Below are 18,649 nucleotides of genomic sequence, written 5' to 3' on the forward strand. Positions count from 1 at the left end.
GACTCAAAGGCTCTGCGACAAGCCCTCTCCGCGTTTCTTCATGTGCTCAGCAAGGCCTGACAACGCACATGTAAAAAACGATGCAGTACCTTCACCCGTTCCGATACTTGCAGGCGGTGGGGGCACATCAGGTTGAACGGCGTCGGTTCGCCTTGCCAATCAGGCAGCAAGGGCACCAGCCGACCGGCTTTGATGTCGCGGGCAATATCCAGATTGGCTTTGTAGGCGATGCCGTGACCGGCCAACGCCCAGCGCCGGACGATTTCGCCGTCATCGCTCAAGTAATCGCCCGTGACCTCGACCTCCTGAAGCAGCGCGCCCTGGCGAAAGTACCAGGTACTGTTGGCCCGGCCCTGACGCATATAGCGCAACGTGTTGTGTTGCGCCAGATCGGCTGGTGTTCGGGGCGTGCCGTGGCGTGCCAGGTAATCCGGGCTGGCACAGGGGATGCGGTGGTGATCGGGCACCACTGGCAGTGCCACGAGGCTGGAGTCTCGGGGTACGCCAAAACGCAAGGCAATGTCCACGGTGTCGCGGAACAGGTCGGCATTGCTGTCGTTGAGCAGCAATTGCAGGCGGATAGTGGGGTGTTCGAGCTTGAACTCATCCAGCCAGCCCAACAGCACATTGCGCCCGAAATCCGACGGCGCCGCCAATTGCAGCAGACCGCTGAGGCTGTGGCCCTGCTGCCTGATGGCCTGTTCGCCCTCAGCCAGTGCTTCCAGCGCCACGCGCACGCTTTCGAGGTAGCGCCGGCCTTCCTCGGTCAGCCGCATGCTCCGCGTGGAGCGCGCCAGCAACCGGATGCCCAACCGGGTTTCCAGGCGCTTGAGGGCGATGCTCGCTGCCGCTGGAGTCAAGCCCAAGCTTCGTGCCGCGGCAGACAGGCTGCCGGTGTCAGCGGTGCGCACGAAGACTTCAAGGTCAAGGGTCGAGCTCATTTGTAAACATCCTTTAAAGATCTTGTCGTTTTACCGGGATTTTTCGCTGATTGCCAAGCTGGGAAGATGAACGCTCACTTTTTAATCAGGAATCTTCCCCATGGCTTCTTCCTTAAACGGCAAAACCGTCATCGTCATCGGCGGCAGCAGCGGTATTGGCGCGGCAGTCGCCAAGGCCGCCGCCGCGCGTGGTGCACAGGTGGTAGTCGCCGGGCGCCGCTTGGCGTCCGGCATCGAAAACGGCCTGCGCAGCGAACCGGTGGACGTCACCGACACGGCGTCGCTGCAACGCTTGTTCGAAAGCGTGGGGCGCTTTGATCACCTGGTCTATACCTCCGGGCCGAGCGTACGCGCCAGGACCTTGCTCGAAACTGACTTGCTCGAGGCTCAGGACAACTTCAACGTGAAGCTGTGGGGCTCGCTGCGGGCTATCCAGCAGGCACTGCCGTTTCTCGACGAACACGCCAGCATCTGCCTGACCTCCGGGCAGTTGGGTCGAAAACGGGTGCCTGGACAGTTCATCAAGGTCGGCATCAACGCCGCGACCGAAGCGCTGGGCAAGCAATTGGCCAAGGAATTGGCACCGCGTCGGGTCAATGTGATCAGCCCCGGGGTGATTGATACGCCAGCGTATGCAGGGTTGGCTGAAGACCAGCGTCTGGCCATGTTTGCCAAGGCGGGCGGTGGGTTGCCGGTCGGTCGGGTAGGGCAGGCGGAAGAAGTGGCGGCGGGGTATGTATTGGCCATGGAAAACGGCTTTCTGACCGGCGCCGTCATCGACATCGACGGCGGCGGCCAGCTGTGAACGCCGGACCAACATGTGGCAGCAGGCAAGCCTGCTCCCACACGGACTGCATTAGGCCTTCAGGGTTCGCGTCATCTGCAACGCCAACACACTACCTGCAACAATCACCGCCGCCAGCAGGTACATCGCCATGTCCGTAGACCCGGTGGCATCCTTCACAAACCCAACGATATACGGGCTGAGAAAGCCAGCCATCTGGCCCATGGAGTTGATCAACGCCAACCCGGCCGGCGCCGAGGCCGTACACGGTTTCGCTGAATTTCAAGGCATCAAGCATCTGCAATTTGGCAAAGCCAACGTTTACCCGGTCGAGGTAATTGAGCAGGTAGCAGATGAAAATGAAGGGGATCAAGCGCAGGGTGATGCGTTTGTAGATGGCGTTTTTATCGTCATCGGTGGCCAGTGCGGTAGCGGCGCTCTGTGATATGGCGTTCTCTCTTTATTATGATTTTTCGCGACGCGAGGGTAACGTTGATCGCCCAAAGAGTCTCGGCCACCTGGCAGGCTGCTGTCTTTGTGCTTGCGCACAGCCAACCCTGCTTTGCGCTGTGCCTATGAACAACCCGCTTTCTAAGGAATTTAGCCCCATGTTCGAGCTGGATCATGACTTGGCGCAGAATATCGTCGATCGGACCATGGCGATTCTGCCCTACAACGTCAACGTCATGGACAGTCAGGGCCTGATTCTCGGCAGCGGTGAGCCTGAGCGTATCAACACCCGCCATGAAGGCGCGCAACTGGTGCTAGCCAATGGGCGCGTGGTGGAAATCGATGGTCAGACCGCCAAGCACCTCAAGGGCGTGCAACCGGGCATCAACCTGCCGCTGATGCACGACCAGCGCCTGATTGGCGTGCTGGGCATTACCGGCGAACCGGAAGGCCTGCGCACCTATGCCGAACTGGTGCGGATGACCGCCGAAATGTTGGTGAGCCACCGCCACCAGCAGGCCGAACAGCAATGGCGTCGTCAGCGTTGTGATGACTTGCTCGCCTTGCTGTTGGCCGAAACCGGCGACTCGCCGCGCCTGGTGGATGAAGCCCAACAGTTGGGCCTAAAACCGCAGCTAGCGCGCACGCCATATCTGTTTGAGCTGGGCGCGGGGCAATCGGCAGAGGCCTTGAGTGCCTGGCTGATCTCGCGTTATCCGGACAGTTGGTGCGTCAGCTTGGCGCAATACTCATTGCTGTGGTGCCGGCCGGCGTCGTTACAGGTCGATAACCCTCGCTTGCTGGAAAAACTCGAAGGGCTGGGCTGGAATATCCTCCGCGTGGCCGTTGGCGGGCAAGCGGACGGGCTGGCTGGGTTGCGCCGCTGCTATCGACGCGTGGGAGACCTGCTCGCCTATGGTCGCGATGTATTGCCGCAGTCGCGCTTGCTGACGCTCAACCGTTATCGCCTGCCGGTGATGCTCTGGCGCCATCGAAATGATGATGCGCTCGATGAGTTGCTCAACCCGCTGCGCAAAGTCCTCGCCAAGGACAGCAACGGCCAACTGCTGGCAACGCTGCGCAGTTGGTGCGAACACGACGGGCAAAGCCAGGCCTGTGCCGATGCGCTGGGCATTCACCGCAACAGCCTGCGTTACCGCATGGAGCGCATCGCCGAACTCAGTGGTGTCGACCCGCTGACCCTCGACGGCATGCTCGCGCTCTATCTGGGCGTGCAACTGCTGCCCCAGGCTTTGTCGCAATGAACAACAAAGCGCATCCGTACTTGTGCATTGGACTGGCGTCAGCGGCGCTGCCAACTGGCAGCATGGGCGTTATAAAAACCGGAGAAAGCCCATGAAAATCATCATCGCCCCCGACTCGTTCAAGGACAGCCTGAGTGCCGAGGGCGTCGCCCTGGCCATTGCGGCCGGGTTGGCTCAGGTCTGGCCGGATGCACAGTTGATCCAGTGCCCGATGGCGGATGGCGGTGAAGGCACGGTGGATTCGGTGCTTGCGGCCTGTAATGGCGAACTGCGTCGCCAACGCGTGAAAGGCCCGCTGGGTGGCACGGTTGAGGCGCGCTGGGGCTGGCTGGCCGATAGCCATACCGCGATCATCGAAATGGCTGAAGCCAGCGGCCTGCAGTTGGTACCGCCAGGCCAGCGCGATGCGTGCTCCAGCAGCACCTACGGCACCGGCGAACTGATCCGCGCTGCGCTGGACCTCGGCGCCCAGCGCATCATCCTGGCGATTGGCGGCAGTGCCACCAACGACGGTGGCGCCGGTGCGATGCAGGCCCTGGGTGTGCAACTGTTTGACGCTGAGGAACACGCCTTGGCGCCGGGTGGCTTGGCGCTGTCCGGTCTGGCGCAGATTAACCTTGAACAACTGGACCCACGCCTGGCCCAGGTACGCTTTGAAATTGCCGCCGACGTGAACAATCCTCTGTGCGGTCCCCAGGGTGCGTCTGCGATCTTCGGCCCGCAAAAAGGCGCCAATCCCCAGCAAGTCCAACAGCTGGACGCCGCCCTCGGTCACTTTGCCGACCACTGCGCCAAAGTGCTGCCCAAAGACGTGCGCGACGAACCCGGCAGCGGCGCCGCCGGCGGCCTGGGCTTTGCCGCCAAAGCGTTCCTGGGTGCACAGTTCCGTGCCGGCGTGGACGTGGTTGCCGACCTGGTGGGCCTGGACACAGCCGTACGTGGCGCCGACCTGGTGATTACCGGCGAAGGCCGTTTCGACGCCCAGACCCTGCGCGGCAAGACGCCGTTCGGCGTGGCGCGGATCGCCCGGCAGCACAAAGTGCCCGTGATCGTGATTGCCGGCACCTTGGGCGATGGCTACGAGCAGATGTACGCCCACGGCGTGGACGCCGCATTCGCCTTGCCTTCCGGGCCGATGAGCCTGGAGCGGGCGTGCAGTGAGGCGCCGCGCCTGTTGAGTGAGCGGGCGGCAGACATCGCGCGGGTGTGGCGCACCGCTTCCAGGCACTGACGTAACGCCTCCTACATGGGACAATCCGCGTCTTTTCGACACGGAGAGTCCCCATGCTGCGCCCCGCACTCCTGGCCCTGATACTGACCGGCGCCACCGCTCCAGCCTTCGCACAAGCCCCCTCGGAAACCGTACCATTGCTGCGAGAAATCAAGGAATGGGTGGTCGGTTGCGACAACTTGCGCAACTGCCATGCCCTCAGCGCACCCAGCGGCGTTGATGAAGAGGCCTACAGCTCGCTGACGTTGCACCTCTGGCACCAAACCGGTCCTCAGGGGTATCTGCGCCTGCGCTTGGATCACCGTGGTGAACCCGTGGACCTTTCCACCTTGCTGCTGGACGGTCAGCCGCTGGGCCTGGCGTTGACCCGCAATTTGCACGTTGAGTTGGACGATCAGGGCGGTGATCCCGAGGTGCAGTCCTATGGGGTGATTGAGGACGCTTCGGCGCGGCGCTGGTTACGGCGTTTGCGCAACGGTCAGCAACTGCAGTTGCCAGGCGATGAGCACGCGCATGTGTCATTGAGCGGGCTGAGTGCTTCGCTGTTGTTGATGGATGCGGTGCAGGGGCGCGTGGATAACGTGACGGCGCTGGCCCGACCCGGTAAGGGCGCGGCCAATGAGGTGCCGCCACGCCTGCCGACGCCGGTGCTGCGCACATTCGTTTCACCGCCGCCGTTAAACGCGCAGGAGCAGGCGGGCCTGGTAGCGGTCGCGCTGAAGGCGGCCACGCCCGAGGAGGGTGACTCTGAAGCACAAGCAGGTGCCTTGACGGCGCAGCAAGCGATGACCGTGGTCAGGTACGACTGTGCGGCCTACAACTGTGAGTACGACGTCAACAGCCGCCAGCGACAAGCGCCCTACGCAGAAACGCCTCTCAATGTGCAACCGTTGCCCCTGGATGGCGCCGCGCTGCAAGGCTCGGTGTGGTATGACGAAGCCTCCGGCACCCTGAGTTATTTCTACAAGCAGCGTGGAATCGGTGATTGTGGTGGCGCAGGCTCCTGGGTGTTTGACGGCGAGCGTTTCCAGCTCAGCGAGTTTCACATCATGCCGCGCTGCACCGGGGTCGCTTCGGGGGATTGGCCAGCATTGTGGTCGACCACGCCGGCGCCCTAGCCATCGGGCAGGCTTGACCCCTACACTGGCCGGCCACGTGTTTTTCAAAGGATGAAACGCAATGCACACACCTGAACCCCATATCGTCATCCAGCGCTTCACCGAGGCTCACCTTGAAGGCGTCGCTGCGCTCTATAACGAACCGGCTGTATGCCGTCAGGTGCTGCAAATGCCTTTCCAGTCGGTCGAGGCGTGGCGTAACAAGCTGGTCCAGGACAATGAGCGCCGGCTACAGTTAGTGGCGGTGCATGGGGGTGAAGTGATCGGCCAGCTGGGTCTTGAGCAGTACCTGCGTGTACGCCGGGCCCACGTCGGGTCCTTCGGCATGGGCGTCGCGACGGCGTGGCAGGGCAAGGGGGTTGGCTCCCGGTTGTTGACTGCCGCGTTGGACGTCGCCGACAACTGGATGAACCTGCGCCGAGTAGAACTTACCGTGTACGCCGACAACGAAGCGGCGCAAGGGCTGTACCGTAAGTTCGGTTTCGAGGTCGAAGGCGTATTGCGCGATTACGCCCTGCGCGATGGCAAACTTGTCGACACCGTGAGCATGGCGCGTCTGCGCAAGTCGGCTTAATTCCCTAAAGCAAACGCCGCCGCAGCGGCTGCATGCAGCTCGGTGGTGTCCAGCAACGGCAGGTCGCTGTGTTCGGGCTTGATCAGCAGGCTGATTTCCGTGCAGCCGAGGATGATCGCCTGGGCGCCACGTGCGGCCAGGGACTCGATCACACCTTGGTAAACCTTGCGTGACGCATCACTGATCACGCCAACACACAATTGCTCATAGATGATCCGGTGCACGGCCTGGCGCTCGTCCGCCTCAGGCACCAGCACGGTCAAACCCTGGGCGGCCAGGCGCGACGTGAGGAAATCCTGCTCCATGGTGAACGCGGTGCCGAGCAGCCCGACCGTCAGCGTGCCAGCTTCCACGGCCGCCGCGCCCGCCGCATCGGCAATATGCAGGAACGGAATCGACACCGCAGCTTCAATACGTGGCGCCACCAAATGCATAGTGTTGGTACACAGCACTACACATTCAGCACCGCCCGCCTGCAAACGGCGCGCGGCCTCTTCGAGGATCAGCGCGGCGTCGTCCCAGCGGCCGGCGTGTTGGGCCTGTTCCACCGGGCCGAAATCCACGCTGTACATCAACAGTTGCGCCGAGCGCAACGGGCCGAGCGTGTCGCGCACGCGTTGGTTGATGAGGCGGTAGTACTCGGCGCTGGACTCCCAGCTCATGCCGCCGATAAGGCCGATGGTGCGCATGCGATGCTCCTGACACGGGAAGTCGCTTCACCTTACGCATTGACGCCTGCATAGTCATACGCAGTTGTCCGCGAAATGACCGGTGCAGTTTCACATGTTCTGGTTGACCAGCCCGGCTTGGCCTCTTGCGGCGCCACCTCCGGGTCATCGGCGAAAGGCATCAAGCTGGCGTCATCCAGGCTCTTGTCCGACTGACCGCGCAAGCAGTACTCCACCGCGTCATACAGGCACACCACCATCAGCAAGCCCCGCATATCAGGCGATCCGCGCATCAAGCTGGGCCAGTTTCAAGTCCGCGACGCGTACCGTGCGCCAGGTGTTGGAGGCCATCAACACCATCCCGGTGAGAAAGAACACGCCACCGGCAAACCGCACCACAAACCCCGGATGACTGGCCTGCAAGGCTTCGACAAACGAATAAGTGAGGGTGCCGTCATCGTTGATGGCCCGCCACATCAGGCCCTGGGTAATGCCGTTGACCCACATCTAGGCGATGTACAGCACGGTGCCAATAGTTGTCAGCCAGAAATGCAGGTTGATCAGCGCCACGCTGTGCATCTGCTCGCGGCCGAATACCTTGGGGATCATGTGATACAGCGAGCCGAAGGTGATCATCGCCACCCAGCCCAGCGCTCCGGCGTGCACGTGGCCGATGGTCCAGTCGGTGTAGTGGGAGAGGGCATTGACGGTCTTGATCGCCATCATCGGGCCTTAGAAGGTCGACATGCCGTAGAACGCCAGGGACAACACCAGGAAGCGTAGGATCGGGTCGGTGCGCAACTTATGCCAGGCACCCGACAACGTCATCATGCCGTTGATCATCCCGCCCCAGCTCGGTGCCAGCAGAATCAGCGACATTGCCATGCCCAAGGACTGTGCCCAGTCCGGCAGGGCGGCGTAGTGCAAATGGTGCGGCCCGGCCCAGATATACAGGGTGATCAGCGCCCAGAAGTGCACGATGGACAAACGATAGGAGTACACCGGCCGTCCGACTTGTTTCGGTACGAAGTAATACATCATTCCCAAAAAGCCAGTCGTCAGGAAAAACCCTACGGCGTTATGCCCATACCACCACTGCACCATGGCATCCGTCGCCCCGGAATACACCGGGTATGACTTGAACCAGTCCACCGGGATCGCCAGGTGGTTGACCACATGCAGCATGGCGATCACCAAAATGAATGCGCCGAAAAACCAGTTGCCCACATAGATGTGTTTGGTTATGCGCCGTACCACGATGGTGAAAAACACAATGGCATAGGCCGCCCACACCACGGTCATCCACACCGCGCCGGAGAACTCGATCTCAGCGTACTCGTTGGTGGTGGTGTAGCCCAGCGGATCAGTTGCCAAAATGCCTGCAGTCTATGGCCCAGAAATTCCAAGGCCTTGGCGTCAGTACGGCTCATGCCCAATGGGAATGGCGAGGTGCTGACCGTTAAGTCAGACACGCCGGCCACTGCACTTCGTTGTTTTGCCGGCGTTAGTCGCGCGGCCGGCCACCGCATCTGCCATGATTGAGCTTCGCAACCTGGCTCACCGGAGGAGATCCGCAATGGACGATGTACAGCAACTGGGCGAGATGCTTCGTCATTACGCCGATAGCGAGGCGCATAAAAAACAGCAATTCGACCTGCAGTCGGCCCGCTGGGCGCAAAAACTCGACGCGTTGTTCGGGCAAATCGAGCAATGGCTGGAACCCGTGAAAACGGTTGGGTTGCTTGAAGTGCACCGTGAGCCTTACGTGGCCAGCGGCCCAAGCATCCCGGTGGAGACGTCGACCTTCAAGACCGAGAAACTGACCGTGCAGATCACCGGCAAACCGGTGGAGTTCGTGCCGGATGTGATGGGTGTGGGTGGGTTGATCTCCGTCTCCGTCATGGGGTTGACCGCCGCGCGGCATGGCAGCGTTTCCCTGGTGTTGCCTGCGGATAAAAACGATTGGCTGTGGAAGAAGACCAATGGCCTTAAAGACCCGGACACGTTCGGCTTTGACGCAAACTTCCTGTCGTTGCAGTTGCAGAGCCTGATTCCTCGCGAACGCGGCTGAACGGCAGGGCTATTTGCCCAGGATTAGCTATACCTAAAGCTCAATGTTCCAACGCCGACCGCCAGGGAGTTCAATAATGAGATTAAGGCAAGTCATTACCGTGCTGTGTGTCGCTTCGCTTGGATTGGCGGGCTGTGCCAGCAAGATTACGCAACCCGATGAATACTCGGGTTTTCTCTCGGACTACAGCCAACTGAAGGAAGCCCAGTCGCCTTCGGGCGCCGAAGTGATGCGTTGGGTCGACCCAACACTGGATTTGAGCCGCTACCATGCGGTGTTCGTCGAACCGACACAGTTCTACCCCAAGCCCCAGGCCACTGCGAAGATTCCGCAGAGCACCCTGCGTGGCATCAACGATTACTATAACCAGGCGCTCAAGCGTGAACTGGCCAAGTCGTTGCCCCTGGCCAATGGCCCAGGCCCAGGCGTCATTGTGGTGCGCGCGGCGATTACGGCGATCGGCAGCAAGACCGAAGGCCTCAAGCCCTATGAGTTTATTCCGGTCGCCCTGGTGGCGGCGGCGGTCAGTACCGGTACCGGCATCCGTGACCAGGAAACCACCCTGGGCACCGAAGCGCAGTTTCTCGACAGCGCCAATGGCAAGGTACTCGCCCAAGTGGTACGCAAAGGCACCGGCAAGCCGTTGGCCAATGATTCCCAAGTGATGCAGTCCAGCGATGTGAAAGGCGTTATCGACGGCTGGGCCTCGGACCTGCACCAGTCCTATATGAAGCTGAAAAAGCACTGAACCTCAACCCCGTCCTGGCCGGGTCGTTGTGGTCACAACTGCCGGCCAGTCGCTGCTACTTCAGGGGGGTCAGGGGTGGGAGCTTCCATTGGCCATTAACCGCTTCCGGCTTGGGCAGGTAAATGCGCAGGACCGCGTAGAAGGGCGCGGGCGGCGCGGGCAGCCAATTGCTCTGTTCAGCCTTCGGCGGTTCGTGGTGTTGCAGCGCCAGTGTCACGCCGCCGTCGGCGTCGCGCTTGAGGTTGGGCAGCATCCGTGAATTGATCAGGTGGCGTTTCTTGTGGTTGGGCACCAATTGCCCGTTCTTGGCTTCATACATCGTCAGCGACCAGAACGCATCGGCCGGTGGCAGTTGGTCTTTGGCAAAGTGGACGGTGTAGCTATGACGCGCACCATTGGCCGGTTTGCCTTCGCTGTCGACGGAGTACGTCATGTAGCTGACTTCTTCGGCCGAATTGCCGAACAAACGCTGCATAGCGCCGGCGTAGCGGTACAGGTAGTTGTTTTTCAGGCGATCACGGCTGCCATGCAGTTCGCCATTGGTGACCTGAAGGGTGTCGAGCTTGTCTTTCTTGAATGCTGCAAACTCGGCTTTGCCATCTGCGATGCCTTGTTGCAGGGCTTTGCGTTGTTCCGCGCTGAGTTGGCTGACCTTGAAGGGCGCGCCAGGCGCGATGCCGATGGTGGCAAAGCGGGCCAGCAGGTCTTTCTCGCTGTCCTGAGGTTTTGCGTAGGCGAGCATAAAGTTGAGGTAGCGAAACAGTTGCGGGCTGTCTGTCATGGCCGCCGTGGGCTTGGGCCACTCGATCTTTGCCACCTTGGCCGGTGCGGCTTGCTTCACATAGCCGCTCAGCGGCTGCACCTTGTAGCCGTTCTGGATTTGCTTGACCTTGTTCAGGTCTTTTTCATCAAACAACTGCGTGCGGTAGAGCGCGTAGACCAGATTGCTTTCGCTGTAGATCACCCGGTCCACATCCACAGGCTGCTGGCCCTTCCAATCAGGACCCGCGACCATGTAGTGGCCGCCATGATTGCCGGTGCTGCGAGTGCCCAGGTACGCAATGTTCTGGCTATAAAGGTCGATCAACTGCACCGAGTAATAGCGATCGTCCTCAATCCCGGGCAACGTCAGCACCATCGGCTCCCTGCGCAGGTCCATCCAGACGAAGGAATAGGGCGTGTCAGGGGTCGCGTTGGCCTGCGTGGTGTGTTTCGGGCTGAGCACTTGGGCGGAATGCCCCAGTCGGTTGATCGGCGCCTTGAAGTTGGCGCCGCCTTGATCAACAGCCTGGGTATAGAGCGTCTTGTACATCTCCACCACCGGGTAGCCATACAGGTAGGCTTCCTTGGCAATCGCCCGGGCCTCACTCGGTGTTGCCGTGAAGTCAGCCCAGGCGCCGGTACTCATGAGTATCGAGAGGCTCGCCAACAGCAGGCGCGTCGGTTTTCCAATCATGTTGTTGCGTCCTTCGTGAGTGCGTTTTGAAGAATGAGTAGGGTTGGCGCGGGGAAACGCCGAGTTTCCGGTTTTATTCGTCGAAGGTCACGTTAATCTCTGAGCATCTGACGCAAAAATGCCGCCCATGAAGGCGGCACTGAAGACAAGCCGGGATTACAGCGCAGGCAACATCGATTTGACTTTGTCGCGCAGTTGATCGATGGAAAATGGCTTGGCGATGACCTGCATGCCTGCAGACACGTCGATATTCTCGGCATAGCCGCTGGCGAACAGGATTGGCAGGGCAGGGCGCAGTTCGCGGACCTTGGTCGCCAGTTGCTTGCCATCCATGTCTGGCAGGCCAACATCGGTCATCATCAGGTCGATCACCTGGTCAGTGTTTTGCACCAGTGCCAGCGCCTCTTGCGCATCGGCCGCCTCTACCACACTGAATTCCAACTCCTCCAAGACATCGACGATGAGCATGCGCACGATGGCATCGTCTTCGACGACAAGGATGGTGGAGGTGACTGCAGACATAATCGAATTCCCAAAAAAGGCGAGGGTTTACACGCGGCCGTTCTGACAGGCCTCTTCCTTGAGTAAGCGGGCACTTATGACAAGTTCCCGCTGGCCGTAAAAACAATGCGATAGGAAAGACTAGAGAGAATAGCGGGTTCCTTCGCAGGAATCTGTACAAAACCGTTCTAGAAAAATAGTCTTGCCCGCCACTTTGCGGCAAACTCCCGGTTTTTCCACCTTTGGCCAAGGCATTTCCATGACTCCCGCGTCGTCCGTCGATGAAAAGAGCTTTCGTAACCTCCTGAGCCGAAACGTTGCACTGCCCCTGGGTGTGGGTGTGCTCAGTGCAGTGTTTTTCGTCATGCTGATCACCTATCTATTGTCGGTGATCCAGTGGGTGGAACACACCGATCGGGTTATCAATAACCTCAATGAATCGTCCAAGCTGACGGTGGACCTGGAAACCGGCATGCGCGGCTTCCTGATCACCGGTGACGAGCATTTCCTCGACCCCTACGAAGTGGCCAAGCCGCGAATCCTCGCCGACCTGCGCAATTTGCAGGCGCTGGTGGCGGACAATCCGCAGCAGGTGGACCGTCTCAAACGCTTGGAAGCATTGCAGGCCGAGTGGAACAACTATGCCCAGTCGATGATTGATCTGCAGCGCACGAGCGGCGACTACCGCGGTGCGATCAAGGCCGGCCGCGGCAAGCGCCTGACTGACGAAATCCGCAAGGAATATGACGACGCGGTGGCGATGGAGCAGCAGTTCCGCATCGCCCGTAATGAAGATGTCACCCGCACAACGGTGATCAGTGTCACCCTGTACTTGGCCTTCGTGTTGGGGTTAAGCGGCTTCCTGGCTTATATCGGCCGTAAGAATCTTGTTTCATTATCAGACAGTTACAGCGAAAACCTTGCGTCGCAACAGAAGATCGCACGACGCCTGGAACGGCAAGCCTGGCTGCGCAATGGCCAGACCGAACTGGCTGAACAGGTCCTCGGCCAACTCACCGTGAACATGCTTGGCCGCAATATCCTGCAATTCTTTGCCCAGTACATGGGCTCGGCCGTGGGCGCGTTGTACGTGCGCGAAGAACACGGCGGGCTCAAGCGCGTGGCCACTTACGGTTTCTCCCGCGAGCAAGAGCAACGGGAGCAGGCCATCTACAGCGATGAAGGCATCGTCGGGCAGGCTGCCCATCTGGATCGCCTGATTCGCCTAGACGACGTGCCGGTGGATTATTTCAAAGTCAGCTCCGGCCTGGGCGAGGGCGCTACCCGCAGCGTGCTGGTGGTGCCGACCAACAATGACGAGCGGGTCAACGGGGTAGTTGAGCTGGGTTTCCTGCGCCCGTTGGAAGAGCGTGACGTAGAGCTGCTGGAGCTGATCTCCAGCAATATCGGCACCTCCATCGAAACCGCTCGGTATCGTCAACGCCTGCAGGAAGTGCTGGCCGAGACCCAGCAGCTCAACGAAGAGCTGCAAGTGCAACAGGAAGAGCTCAAGACCGCCAACGAAGAGCTGGAAGAACAGTCACGCATCCTCAAGGAGTCCCAGGCCCACCTGGAAACCCAGCAGGCTGAGCTGGAGCAGACCAACGAGCAGCTGGCCGAGCAAACCGAAACCCTCGCCGAACAGCGCGACGCCATGGACCGCAAGAATATCGAGCTCAACCAAGCCCAACTCGCACTGGAAGATCGCGCCGAAGAGCTGCAGCGCTCCAGCAAGTACAAATCTGAATTCCTCGCCAATATGTCCCACGAGCTGCGCACACCGCTGAACAGCTCGCTGATCCTGGCCAAGTTGCTGGCCGAGAACCCCCAGGAAAACCTCAGTGCTGAGCAGGTCAAGTTTGCCGAGTCGATCTATTCCGCCGGCAATGACTTGCTCAACCTGATCAACGACATCCTGGACATCTCCAAGGTCGAAGCCGGCAAGCTGGAAGTGCGCCCGGAAACCTCCAGCGTGGCGCGCCTTGTAGATGGCCTGCGCGGGATGTTCGAGCCGCTGGCGGCCGATCGTAAACTGGGTTTCCAGGTGGACGTGCAGGAAGGTACGCCGACCCTGCTGTTTACCGACCGCCAGCGTCTGGAGCAGATCCTGAAAAACCTGCTGTCCAACGCGCTCAAGTTTACCGAGCAAGGCGAGGTCAGCCTGTCGGTGTCACGCGCACCCCGGGAGGGCATTGCTTTCACGGTGCGCGATTCCGGCATCGGTATCGCCCCGGACCACCAGGAAAGCATCTTCGAAGCCTTCCGGCAGGCCGACGGCACCACCAACCGCCGTTATGGAGGCACCGGCCTCGGGCTTTCTATTTCCCGCGACCTGGCCACCCTGTTGGGCGGTTACATCAGTGTGACCAGCGAGCCAGGCAAGGGCAGTGTGTTTACCCTGGTAGTGCCGGAGCAGTATGTAGAGCGCGAAGCAGACGCGGCACCGATCGAACAACCACGCCAAGCAGTAGTGGTGCCTGCGCCAGTGCCGGTCAAGGTGTCACCGCTGCCGGTGGCGGATGCCAAGCAGATCCCGCGTTTCGCCGACGATCGCGACAAGGCCCCGTTCACCACGCGCTGCATCCTCGTCGTGGAAGACGAGCCGAACTTCGCCCGCATCCTGTTCGACCTCGCCCACGAGCTTGGTTATAACTGCCTGGTGGCCCATGGCGCAGACGAAGGCTACAGCCTGGCCGAAGAGTACATCCCTGACGCGATCCTGCTGGATATGCGCCTGCCGGACCATTCCGGGCTGACCGTGCTGCAACGCCTTAAAGAACACGCCAACACCCGCCATATCCCGGTGCATGTAATTTCCGTGGAAGACCGCGTCGAGGCGGCCATGCACATGGGCGCCATCGGTTATGCCGTCAAACCTACCACCCGCGAAGAGCTCAAGGACGTCTTTGCCCGCCTGGAAGCCAAGCTGACTCAGAAGGTCAAGCGCGTACTGCTGGTGGAAGACGATGACCTGCAGCGCGACAGCATTGCCCGCCTGATCGGTGACGATGACATCGAGATCACCGCCGTTGGCTTCGCCCAGGAAGCCCTCGACCTGCTGCGCAACCATGTCTACGACTGTATGATCATCGATCTCAAGCTGCCCGACATGCTTGGTAACGAGCTGCTCAAGCGCATGGCCACTGAGGATATCTGCTCGTTCCCGCCGGTGATCGTCTACACCGGGCGCAACCTGACCCGCGACGAAGAGGCCGAACTGCGCAAGTATTCGCGCTCGATCATCATCAAGGGCGCGCGCTCGCCGGAGCGCCTGCTGGATGAGGTCACACTCTTTCTGCACAAAGTCGAGTCCCAGCTGTCCCATGATCGCCAAAAGATGCTCAAGACTGCGCGCAGCCGCGACAAGGTCTTCGAGGGGCGCAAGGTCCTCTTGGTTGACGACGATGTGCGCAACATCTTCGCCCTGACCAGCGCCCTGGAGCACAAGGGCGCCGTGGTGGTCATTGGGCGCAATGGCCGTGAAGCCATCGACAAACTCAACGAAGTCGAGGATATCGATCTGGTGTTGATGGACGTGATGATGCCGGAAATGGACGGTTACGAGGCTACCGCCTTAATCCGCCAGGACCCGCGCTGGAAGAAGTTGCCGATCATCGCAGTGACGGCCAAGGCGATGAAGGACGATCAGGAACGCTGCCTGGCCGCCGGCTCCAACGATTACCTGGCCAAGCCGATTGACCTGGACCGCCTGTTTTCTTTGATTCGCGTGTGGCTACCGAAGATGGAACGCATTTAAGTGGAGCGACGTTTTTTGGAAACAAGCAGTGACATTGAGTTGCGCCTGTTGATTGAGGCGATTTACCTCAAGTACAGCTACGACTTTCGCGACTACTCCGGTGCGTCGGTCAAGCGCCGCGTGGCCCACGCGTTGCGCCAGTTCGACTGTGCGACCATTTCCGCCTTGCAGGAGCGTGTGCTGCACGATCCGGCGGCGTTCATGCAGTTGCTGCAATTTCTGACGATCCCGGTGAGCGAGATGTTTCGCGACCCGTCTCACTTCCTGGCGATCCGCCAGGAAGTGGTGCCATTGCTCAAGACCTACCCGTCGATCAAGATCTGGATCGCCGGCTGCAGCACGGGCGAGGAGGTGTACTCCATGGCCATCCTGCTGCGTGAAGAGGGTTTGCTGGAGCGTACGATCATCTACGCCACGGATATCAACCCAGCGTCGCTGGATAAGGCCAAGCAAGGCATTTTCTCCCTGGAAAACGTACGAGCCTACACGGCCAACTATCAACAGGCGGGCGGGCAACGTTCATTTGCCGACTACTACACGGCAGCCTACGATTACGCGATCTTCGATAAGACGTTGCGCGAGAATGTCACGTTCGCCGACCACAGCCTGGCGACTGACAGTGTATTCTCAGAAACTCAATTAATTTCGTGTCGTAACGTGTTAATTTACTTCAATAAAAGGTTGCAAGATCGCGCGTTTGGATTGTTCCATGATTCGCTGTGCCATCGCGGCTTTCTGGTGCTGGGCAGTAAGGAAACCCTGGATTTCTCCGCGTACGGCAAGCAGTTCGAGCCTTTGGTCAAACAGGAACGGATCTACCGAAAACTATGAATCAAGCGGCTGCGAGCCCGGCATCGGTCCGGGGCATAGAGGCTATCGTCATCGGTGCGTCTGCCGGTGGCGTGGAAGCCTTGTTGACGGTCTTCAGCGAGTTGCCAGCGGATTTCGGCTTGCCGATCATCACCGTGCTGCACTTGCCGGATGAACGTCGCAGCCAATTGGCCGAGGTGTTCGATCGGCGTGTTGCCATGCGAGTGGTGGAGGCCCGTGACAAGGAAATGCTCAAGCCCGGCACCCTGTACTTCGCCGGCCCCGGCTACCACCTGTCGGTGGAGCAGGATCGCAGCCTGTCCCTGAGCCAGGAAGACCGTGTGCACCACTCGCGACCGGCGATTGATTTCCTGTTTGAATCGGCCGCCGATGCCTACGGCAAAGGCTTGATGGCTATCCTGTTGACCGGCGCCAACCATGACGGTGCCCGGGGCCTAGCCCACGTCAAGCAGCAAGGTGGAACGACTGTGGTGCAAGAACCCACTGAAGCACGCATTGCTGTGATGCCCCGTGCAGCGCTGGCGCTGCACACACCCGACCACATTCTAACGTTGGGCCGGATTGGCTCACTGCTGGCTTCCCTGGAATATTCCCCATGTTAAGTACTGTCGAGGCCAAACTGCTGATCGTCGACGATCTGCCGGAAAACCTGCTGGCCCTCGAAGCGCTGATCAAGCGCGAGGACCGGCAGGTGTTCAAGGCATTGAGCGCTGACGAGGCCTTGTCCCTGTTGCTGGAGCACGAGTTCGCCCTGGCGATTCTCGATGTGCAGATGCCCGGCATGAATGGTTTCGAGCTGGCCGAATTGATGCGTGGCACCGAAAAGACCAAGAACATCCCGATTGTGTTTGTCAGTGCTGCCGGCCGTGAGCTCAATTACGCCTTCAAGGGCTACGAAAGCGGCGCCGTGGACTTCCTGCACAAGCCGCTGGATATCCATGCGGTCAAGAGCAAGGTCAACGTGTTCGTTGACCTGTACCGTCAAAGCAAAGCAATGAAGCTTCAGGTAGAAGCGCTTGAGCGCAGCCGTCGCGAGCAAGAATTGTTGCTCTCGCGCCTGCAGGCCACGCAGGCCGAGTTAGAGCAGGCGGTCCGTATGCGTGACGACTTCATGTCAATCGTCGCCCACGAAGTGCGCACGCCTCTCAATGGCCTGATCCTCGAGACCCAACTGCGCAAGATGCACCTTGCCCGGGATAACGCCGCCGCATTCACCCTGGACAAGATGCACGCCATGGTCGACCGCGACGAGCGCCAGATCCAGAGCCTGATTCGCCTGATCGAAGACATGCTCGATGTGTCGCGCATCCGCACGGGCAAGTTGTCGATACGCCCGGCGCGTTTCGACCTGGCGCAGCGTGTGAGCAACCTGGTAGAGAACTTCGGCCCCCAAGTGGCGGCGGCGGGCTCTTCCATGGAACTGATCGTCGACGGCCCCGTGGAAGGCAACTGGGACGAGTTCCGCATCGAGCAGGTGGTCACCAATCTGCTGACCAACGCCTTGCGCTATGGGGCCAAGAGCCCGGTGGAGGTGCGCGTGTACAGCGAACACGGCGAAGCTCGCGTGGAAGTGCGTGATCACGGGATCGGTATCAGTGAAGACAACCAGAAGCGCATCTTCCAGCAGTTCGAGCGTGTGTCTGCCAGTCAAGTGGCCGCCGGCCTGGGCCTTGGGCTGTTCATTTCCGAGCAGATCGTAGCGGCCCATGGCGGCACTATTGAGGTCGAGAGCCAGATAGGCGAGGGCGCCTTGTTTCGGGTGTGTTTGCCCCTTGAGGCATTGGCATGAAATCAATCGTCACCTTGACGCAACCTCTGCGTGACCCCATGGTCGTAATTGCAGCAATTGACCGGACAAAGGCTTCCCATGAGTGAAGATGCGCAAGATGTCGTTCTGATCGTAGAGGACGACGAATCCATTATGTTTGTGCTGGGCGAGTACCTGGCCGGCCTGGGTTATCGGGTATTGAAGGCCGTCGATGGGGAGCAGGCCTTCGAAATCCTCGCAACCAAGCCGCACCTGGACCTTATGGTGACCGACTACCGCCTGCCTGGTGGGATTTCCGGGGTGCAGATCGCCGAACCCGCGATGAAGCTGCGACCCGAGCTGAAAGTGATCTTCATCAGCGGTTACCCGCAGGAAATCCTCGACTGCAACAGCCCCATCACGCGCAACGCGCCGATCCTGGCCAAGCCGTTCGACCTGGATACGCTGCAAGCGCATATCCAGCGGTTGTTGGCTTAAGGGCACGGC

17 protein-coding genes and 3 pseudogenes are annotated in these 18,649 nt (G+C 60.2%); 12 read left to right on the top strand and 8 right to left on the bottom strand.

Going from position 1 to position 18,649, the window contains the following annotated elements; genetic code table 11:
- Positions 1–38: 38 nt before the first annotated feature.
- The gene (locus tag AACY52_RS03285) at positions 39–941 is read right to left on the bottom strand and encodes a LysR family transcriptional regulator (RefSeq protein WP_339416263.1); all 903 of its coding nucleotides are present in this window, start codon (positions 939–941) and stop codon (positions 39–41) included.
- 100 nt (positions 942–1,041) lie between these two features.
- Between AACY52_RS03285 and AACY52_RS03290 the strand changes: the two genes are divergently transcribed.
- On the top strand, positions 1,042–1,746 hold the full coding sequence (locus AACY52_RS03290; protein ID WP_339427513.1) for an SDR family oxidoreductase: 705 nt from the start codon (positions 1,042–1,044) through the stop codon (positions 1,744–1,746).
- A gap of 51 nt (positions 1,747–1,797) precedes the next feature.
- On the opposite strand, the gene AACY52_RS03295 is transcribed toward AACY52_RS03290, so the two are convergent.
- Both AACY52_RS03295 and AACY52_RS03300 read right to left on the bottom strand, forming a co-directional pair.
- The gene (locus AACY52_RS03295; protein WP_339436366.1) at positions 1,798–1,950 is read right to left on the bottom strand and encodes a hypothetical protein; all 153 of its coding nucleotides are present in this window, start codon (positions 1,948–1,950) and stop codon (positions 1,798–1,800) included.
- Positions 1,951–1,972: 22 nt separating this feature from the next.
- A pseudogene (locus AACY52_RS03300) lies at positions 1,973–2,173 on the bottom strand (MFS transporter); the annotation flags it as partial.
- Positions 2,174–2,333: 160 nt separating this feature from the next.
- Between AACY52_RS03300 and AACY52_RS03305 the strand changes: the two are divergent.
- The 4 genes from AACY52_RS03305 (at position 2,334) to AACY52_RS03320 (ending at position 6,363) form a co-directional block, all read left to right on the top strand.
- On the top strand, positions 2,334–3,440 hold the full coding sequence (locus tag AACY52_RS03305; protein WP_339530167.1) for a sugar diacid recognition domain-containing protein: 1,107 nt from the start codon (positions 2,334–2,336) through the stop codon (positions 3,438–3,440).
- A 91-nt stretch (positions 3,441–3,531) separates the two neighbouring features.
- Positions 3,532–4,671, top strand: a complete 1,140-nt coding sequence (locus tag AACY52_RS03310; RefSeq protein WP_339416269.1) for a glycerate kinase — start codon at positions 3,532–3,534, stop codon at positions 4,669–4,671.
- A gap of 53 nt (positions 4,672–4,724) precedes the next feature.
- Positions 4,725–5,789: a DUF1176 domain-containing protein gene (locus AACY52_RS03315; protein ID WP_339560241.1), complete on the top strand. Its 1,065-nt coding sequence runs from the start codon at positions 4,725–4,727 to the stop codon at positions 5,787–5,789.
- 61 nt (positions 5,790–5,850) lie between these two features.
- Positions 5,851–6,363, top strand: coding sequence for a GNAT family N-acetyltransferase (locus tag AACY52_RS03320; protein ID WP_339416273.1), 513 nt, complete (start codon positions 5,851–5,853; stop codon positions 6,361–6,363).
- On the opposite strand, the gene AACY52_RS03325 is transcribed toward AACY52_RS03320, so the two are convergent.
- The 3 genes and pseudogenes from AACY52_RS03325 to AACY52_RS03335 all read right to left on the bottom strand — a co-directional run.
- Positions 6,360–7,052 carry an aspartate/glutamate racemase family protein gene (locus tag AACY52_RS03325; RefSeq protein WP_339496983.1) on the bottom strand — a complete coding sequence of 231 codons (693 nt, stop codon included), beginning with the start codon at positions 7,050–7,052 and terminating at the stop codon, positions 6,360–6,362. The genes AACY52_RS03320 and AACY52_RS03325 overlap by 4 nt on opposite strands.
- A gap of 107 nt (positions 7,053–7,159) precedes the next feature.
- Positions 7,160–7,306: pseudogene (locus tag AACY52_RS03330) on the bottom strand (cbb3-type cytochrome c oxidase subunit 3); the annotation flags it as partial.
- A gap of 1 nt (position 7,307) precedes the next feature.
- Positions 7,308–8,408: pseudogene (locus AACY52_RS03335) on the bottom strand (cbb3-type cytochrome c oxidase subunit I); the annotation flags it as partial.
- 199 nt (positions 8,409–8,607) lie between these two features.
- Here AACY52_RS03335 and AACY52_RS03340 point away from each other — a divergent pair.
- Both AACY52_RS03340 and AACY52_RS03345 read left to right on the top strand, forming a co-directional pair.
- Entirely contained in the window at positions 8,608–9,102 is a 495-nt protein-coding gene (locus tag AACY52_RS03340) for a hypothetical protein (RefSeq protein ID WP_339416277.1), read from the top strand.
- Between the two features lie 76 nt (positions 9,103–9,178).
- Entirely contained in the window at positions 9,179–9,850 is a 672-nt protein-coding gene (locus AACY52_RS03345) for a DUF3313 domain-containing protein (protein ID WP_339416278.1), read from the top strand.
- A gap of 55 nt (positions 9,851–9,905) precedes the next feature.
- Here AACY52_RS03345 and AACY52_RS03350 read toward each other — a convergent pair whose 3' ends face one another.
- On the bottom strand, positions 9,906–11,306 hold the full coding sequence (locus AACY52_RS03350) for a DUF1254 domain-containing protein (protein ID WP_339416280.1): 1,401 nt from the start codon (positions 11,304–11,306) through the stop codon (positions 9,906–9,908).
- Between the two features lie 156 nt (positions 11,307–11,462).
- Complete coding sequence (locus AACY52_RS03355; RefSeq protein WP_339416282.1) at positions 11,463–11,828, bottom strand: response regulator; 366 nt, start codon at positions 11,826–11,828, stop codon at positions 11,463–11,465.
- 238 nt (positions 11,829–12,066) lie between these two features.
- On the opposite strand from AACY52_RS03355, the gene AACY52_RS03360 reads away from it, so the two are divergent.
- The 5 genes from AACY52_RS03360 to AACY52_RS03380 all read left to right on the top strand — a co-directional run bounded on the left by AACY52_RS03360 (position 12,067) and on the right by AACY52_RS03380 (position 18,640).
- Complete coding sequence (locus tag AACY52_RS03360; protein ID WP_339416283.1) at positions 12,067–15,564, top strand: response regulator; 3,498 nt, start codon at positions 12,067–12,069, stop codon at positions 15,562–15,564.
- Complete coding sequence (locus AACY52_RS03365) at positions 15,565–16,395, top strand: protein-glutamate O-methyltransferase CheR (protein WP_370467866.1); 831 nt, start codon at positions 15,565–15,567, stop codon at positions 16,393–16,395.
- A complete protein-coding gene (locus tag AACY52_RS03370) occupies positions 16,392–16,997 on the top strand; it encodes a chemotaxis protein CheB (protein WP_339416285.1) in 606 nt (201 codons plus the stop codon). The genes AACY52_RS03365 and AACY52_RS03370 overlap by 4 nt, the downstream gene beginning before the upstream one ends.
- Positions 16,991–18,184 carry a hybrid sensor histidine kinase/response regulator gene (locus tag AACY52_RS03375; protein ID WP_339416286.1) on the top strand — a complete coding sequence of 398 codons (1,194 nt, stop codon included), beginning with the start codon at positions 16,991–16,993 and terminating at the stop codon, positions 18,182–18,184. The genes AACY52_RS03370 and AACY52_RS03375 overlap by 7 nt, the downstream gene beginning before the upstream one ends.
- Positions 18,185–18,262: 78 nt before the next feature.
- A complete protein-coding gene (locus tag AACY52_RS03380; RefSeq protein WP_339416288.1) occupies positions 18,263–18,640 on the top strand; it encodes a response regulator in 378 nt (125 codons plus the stop codon).
- Positions 18,641–18,649 lie beyond the last annotated feature (9 nt).

The organism is Pseudomonas sp. EA_65y_Pfl1_P113 (assembly GCF_963970525.1).
GTDB classification, from domain to species: Bacteria; Pseudomonadota; Gammaproteobacteria; order Pseudomonadales; family Pseudomonadaceae; genus Aquipseudomonas; species Aquipseudomonas tritici.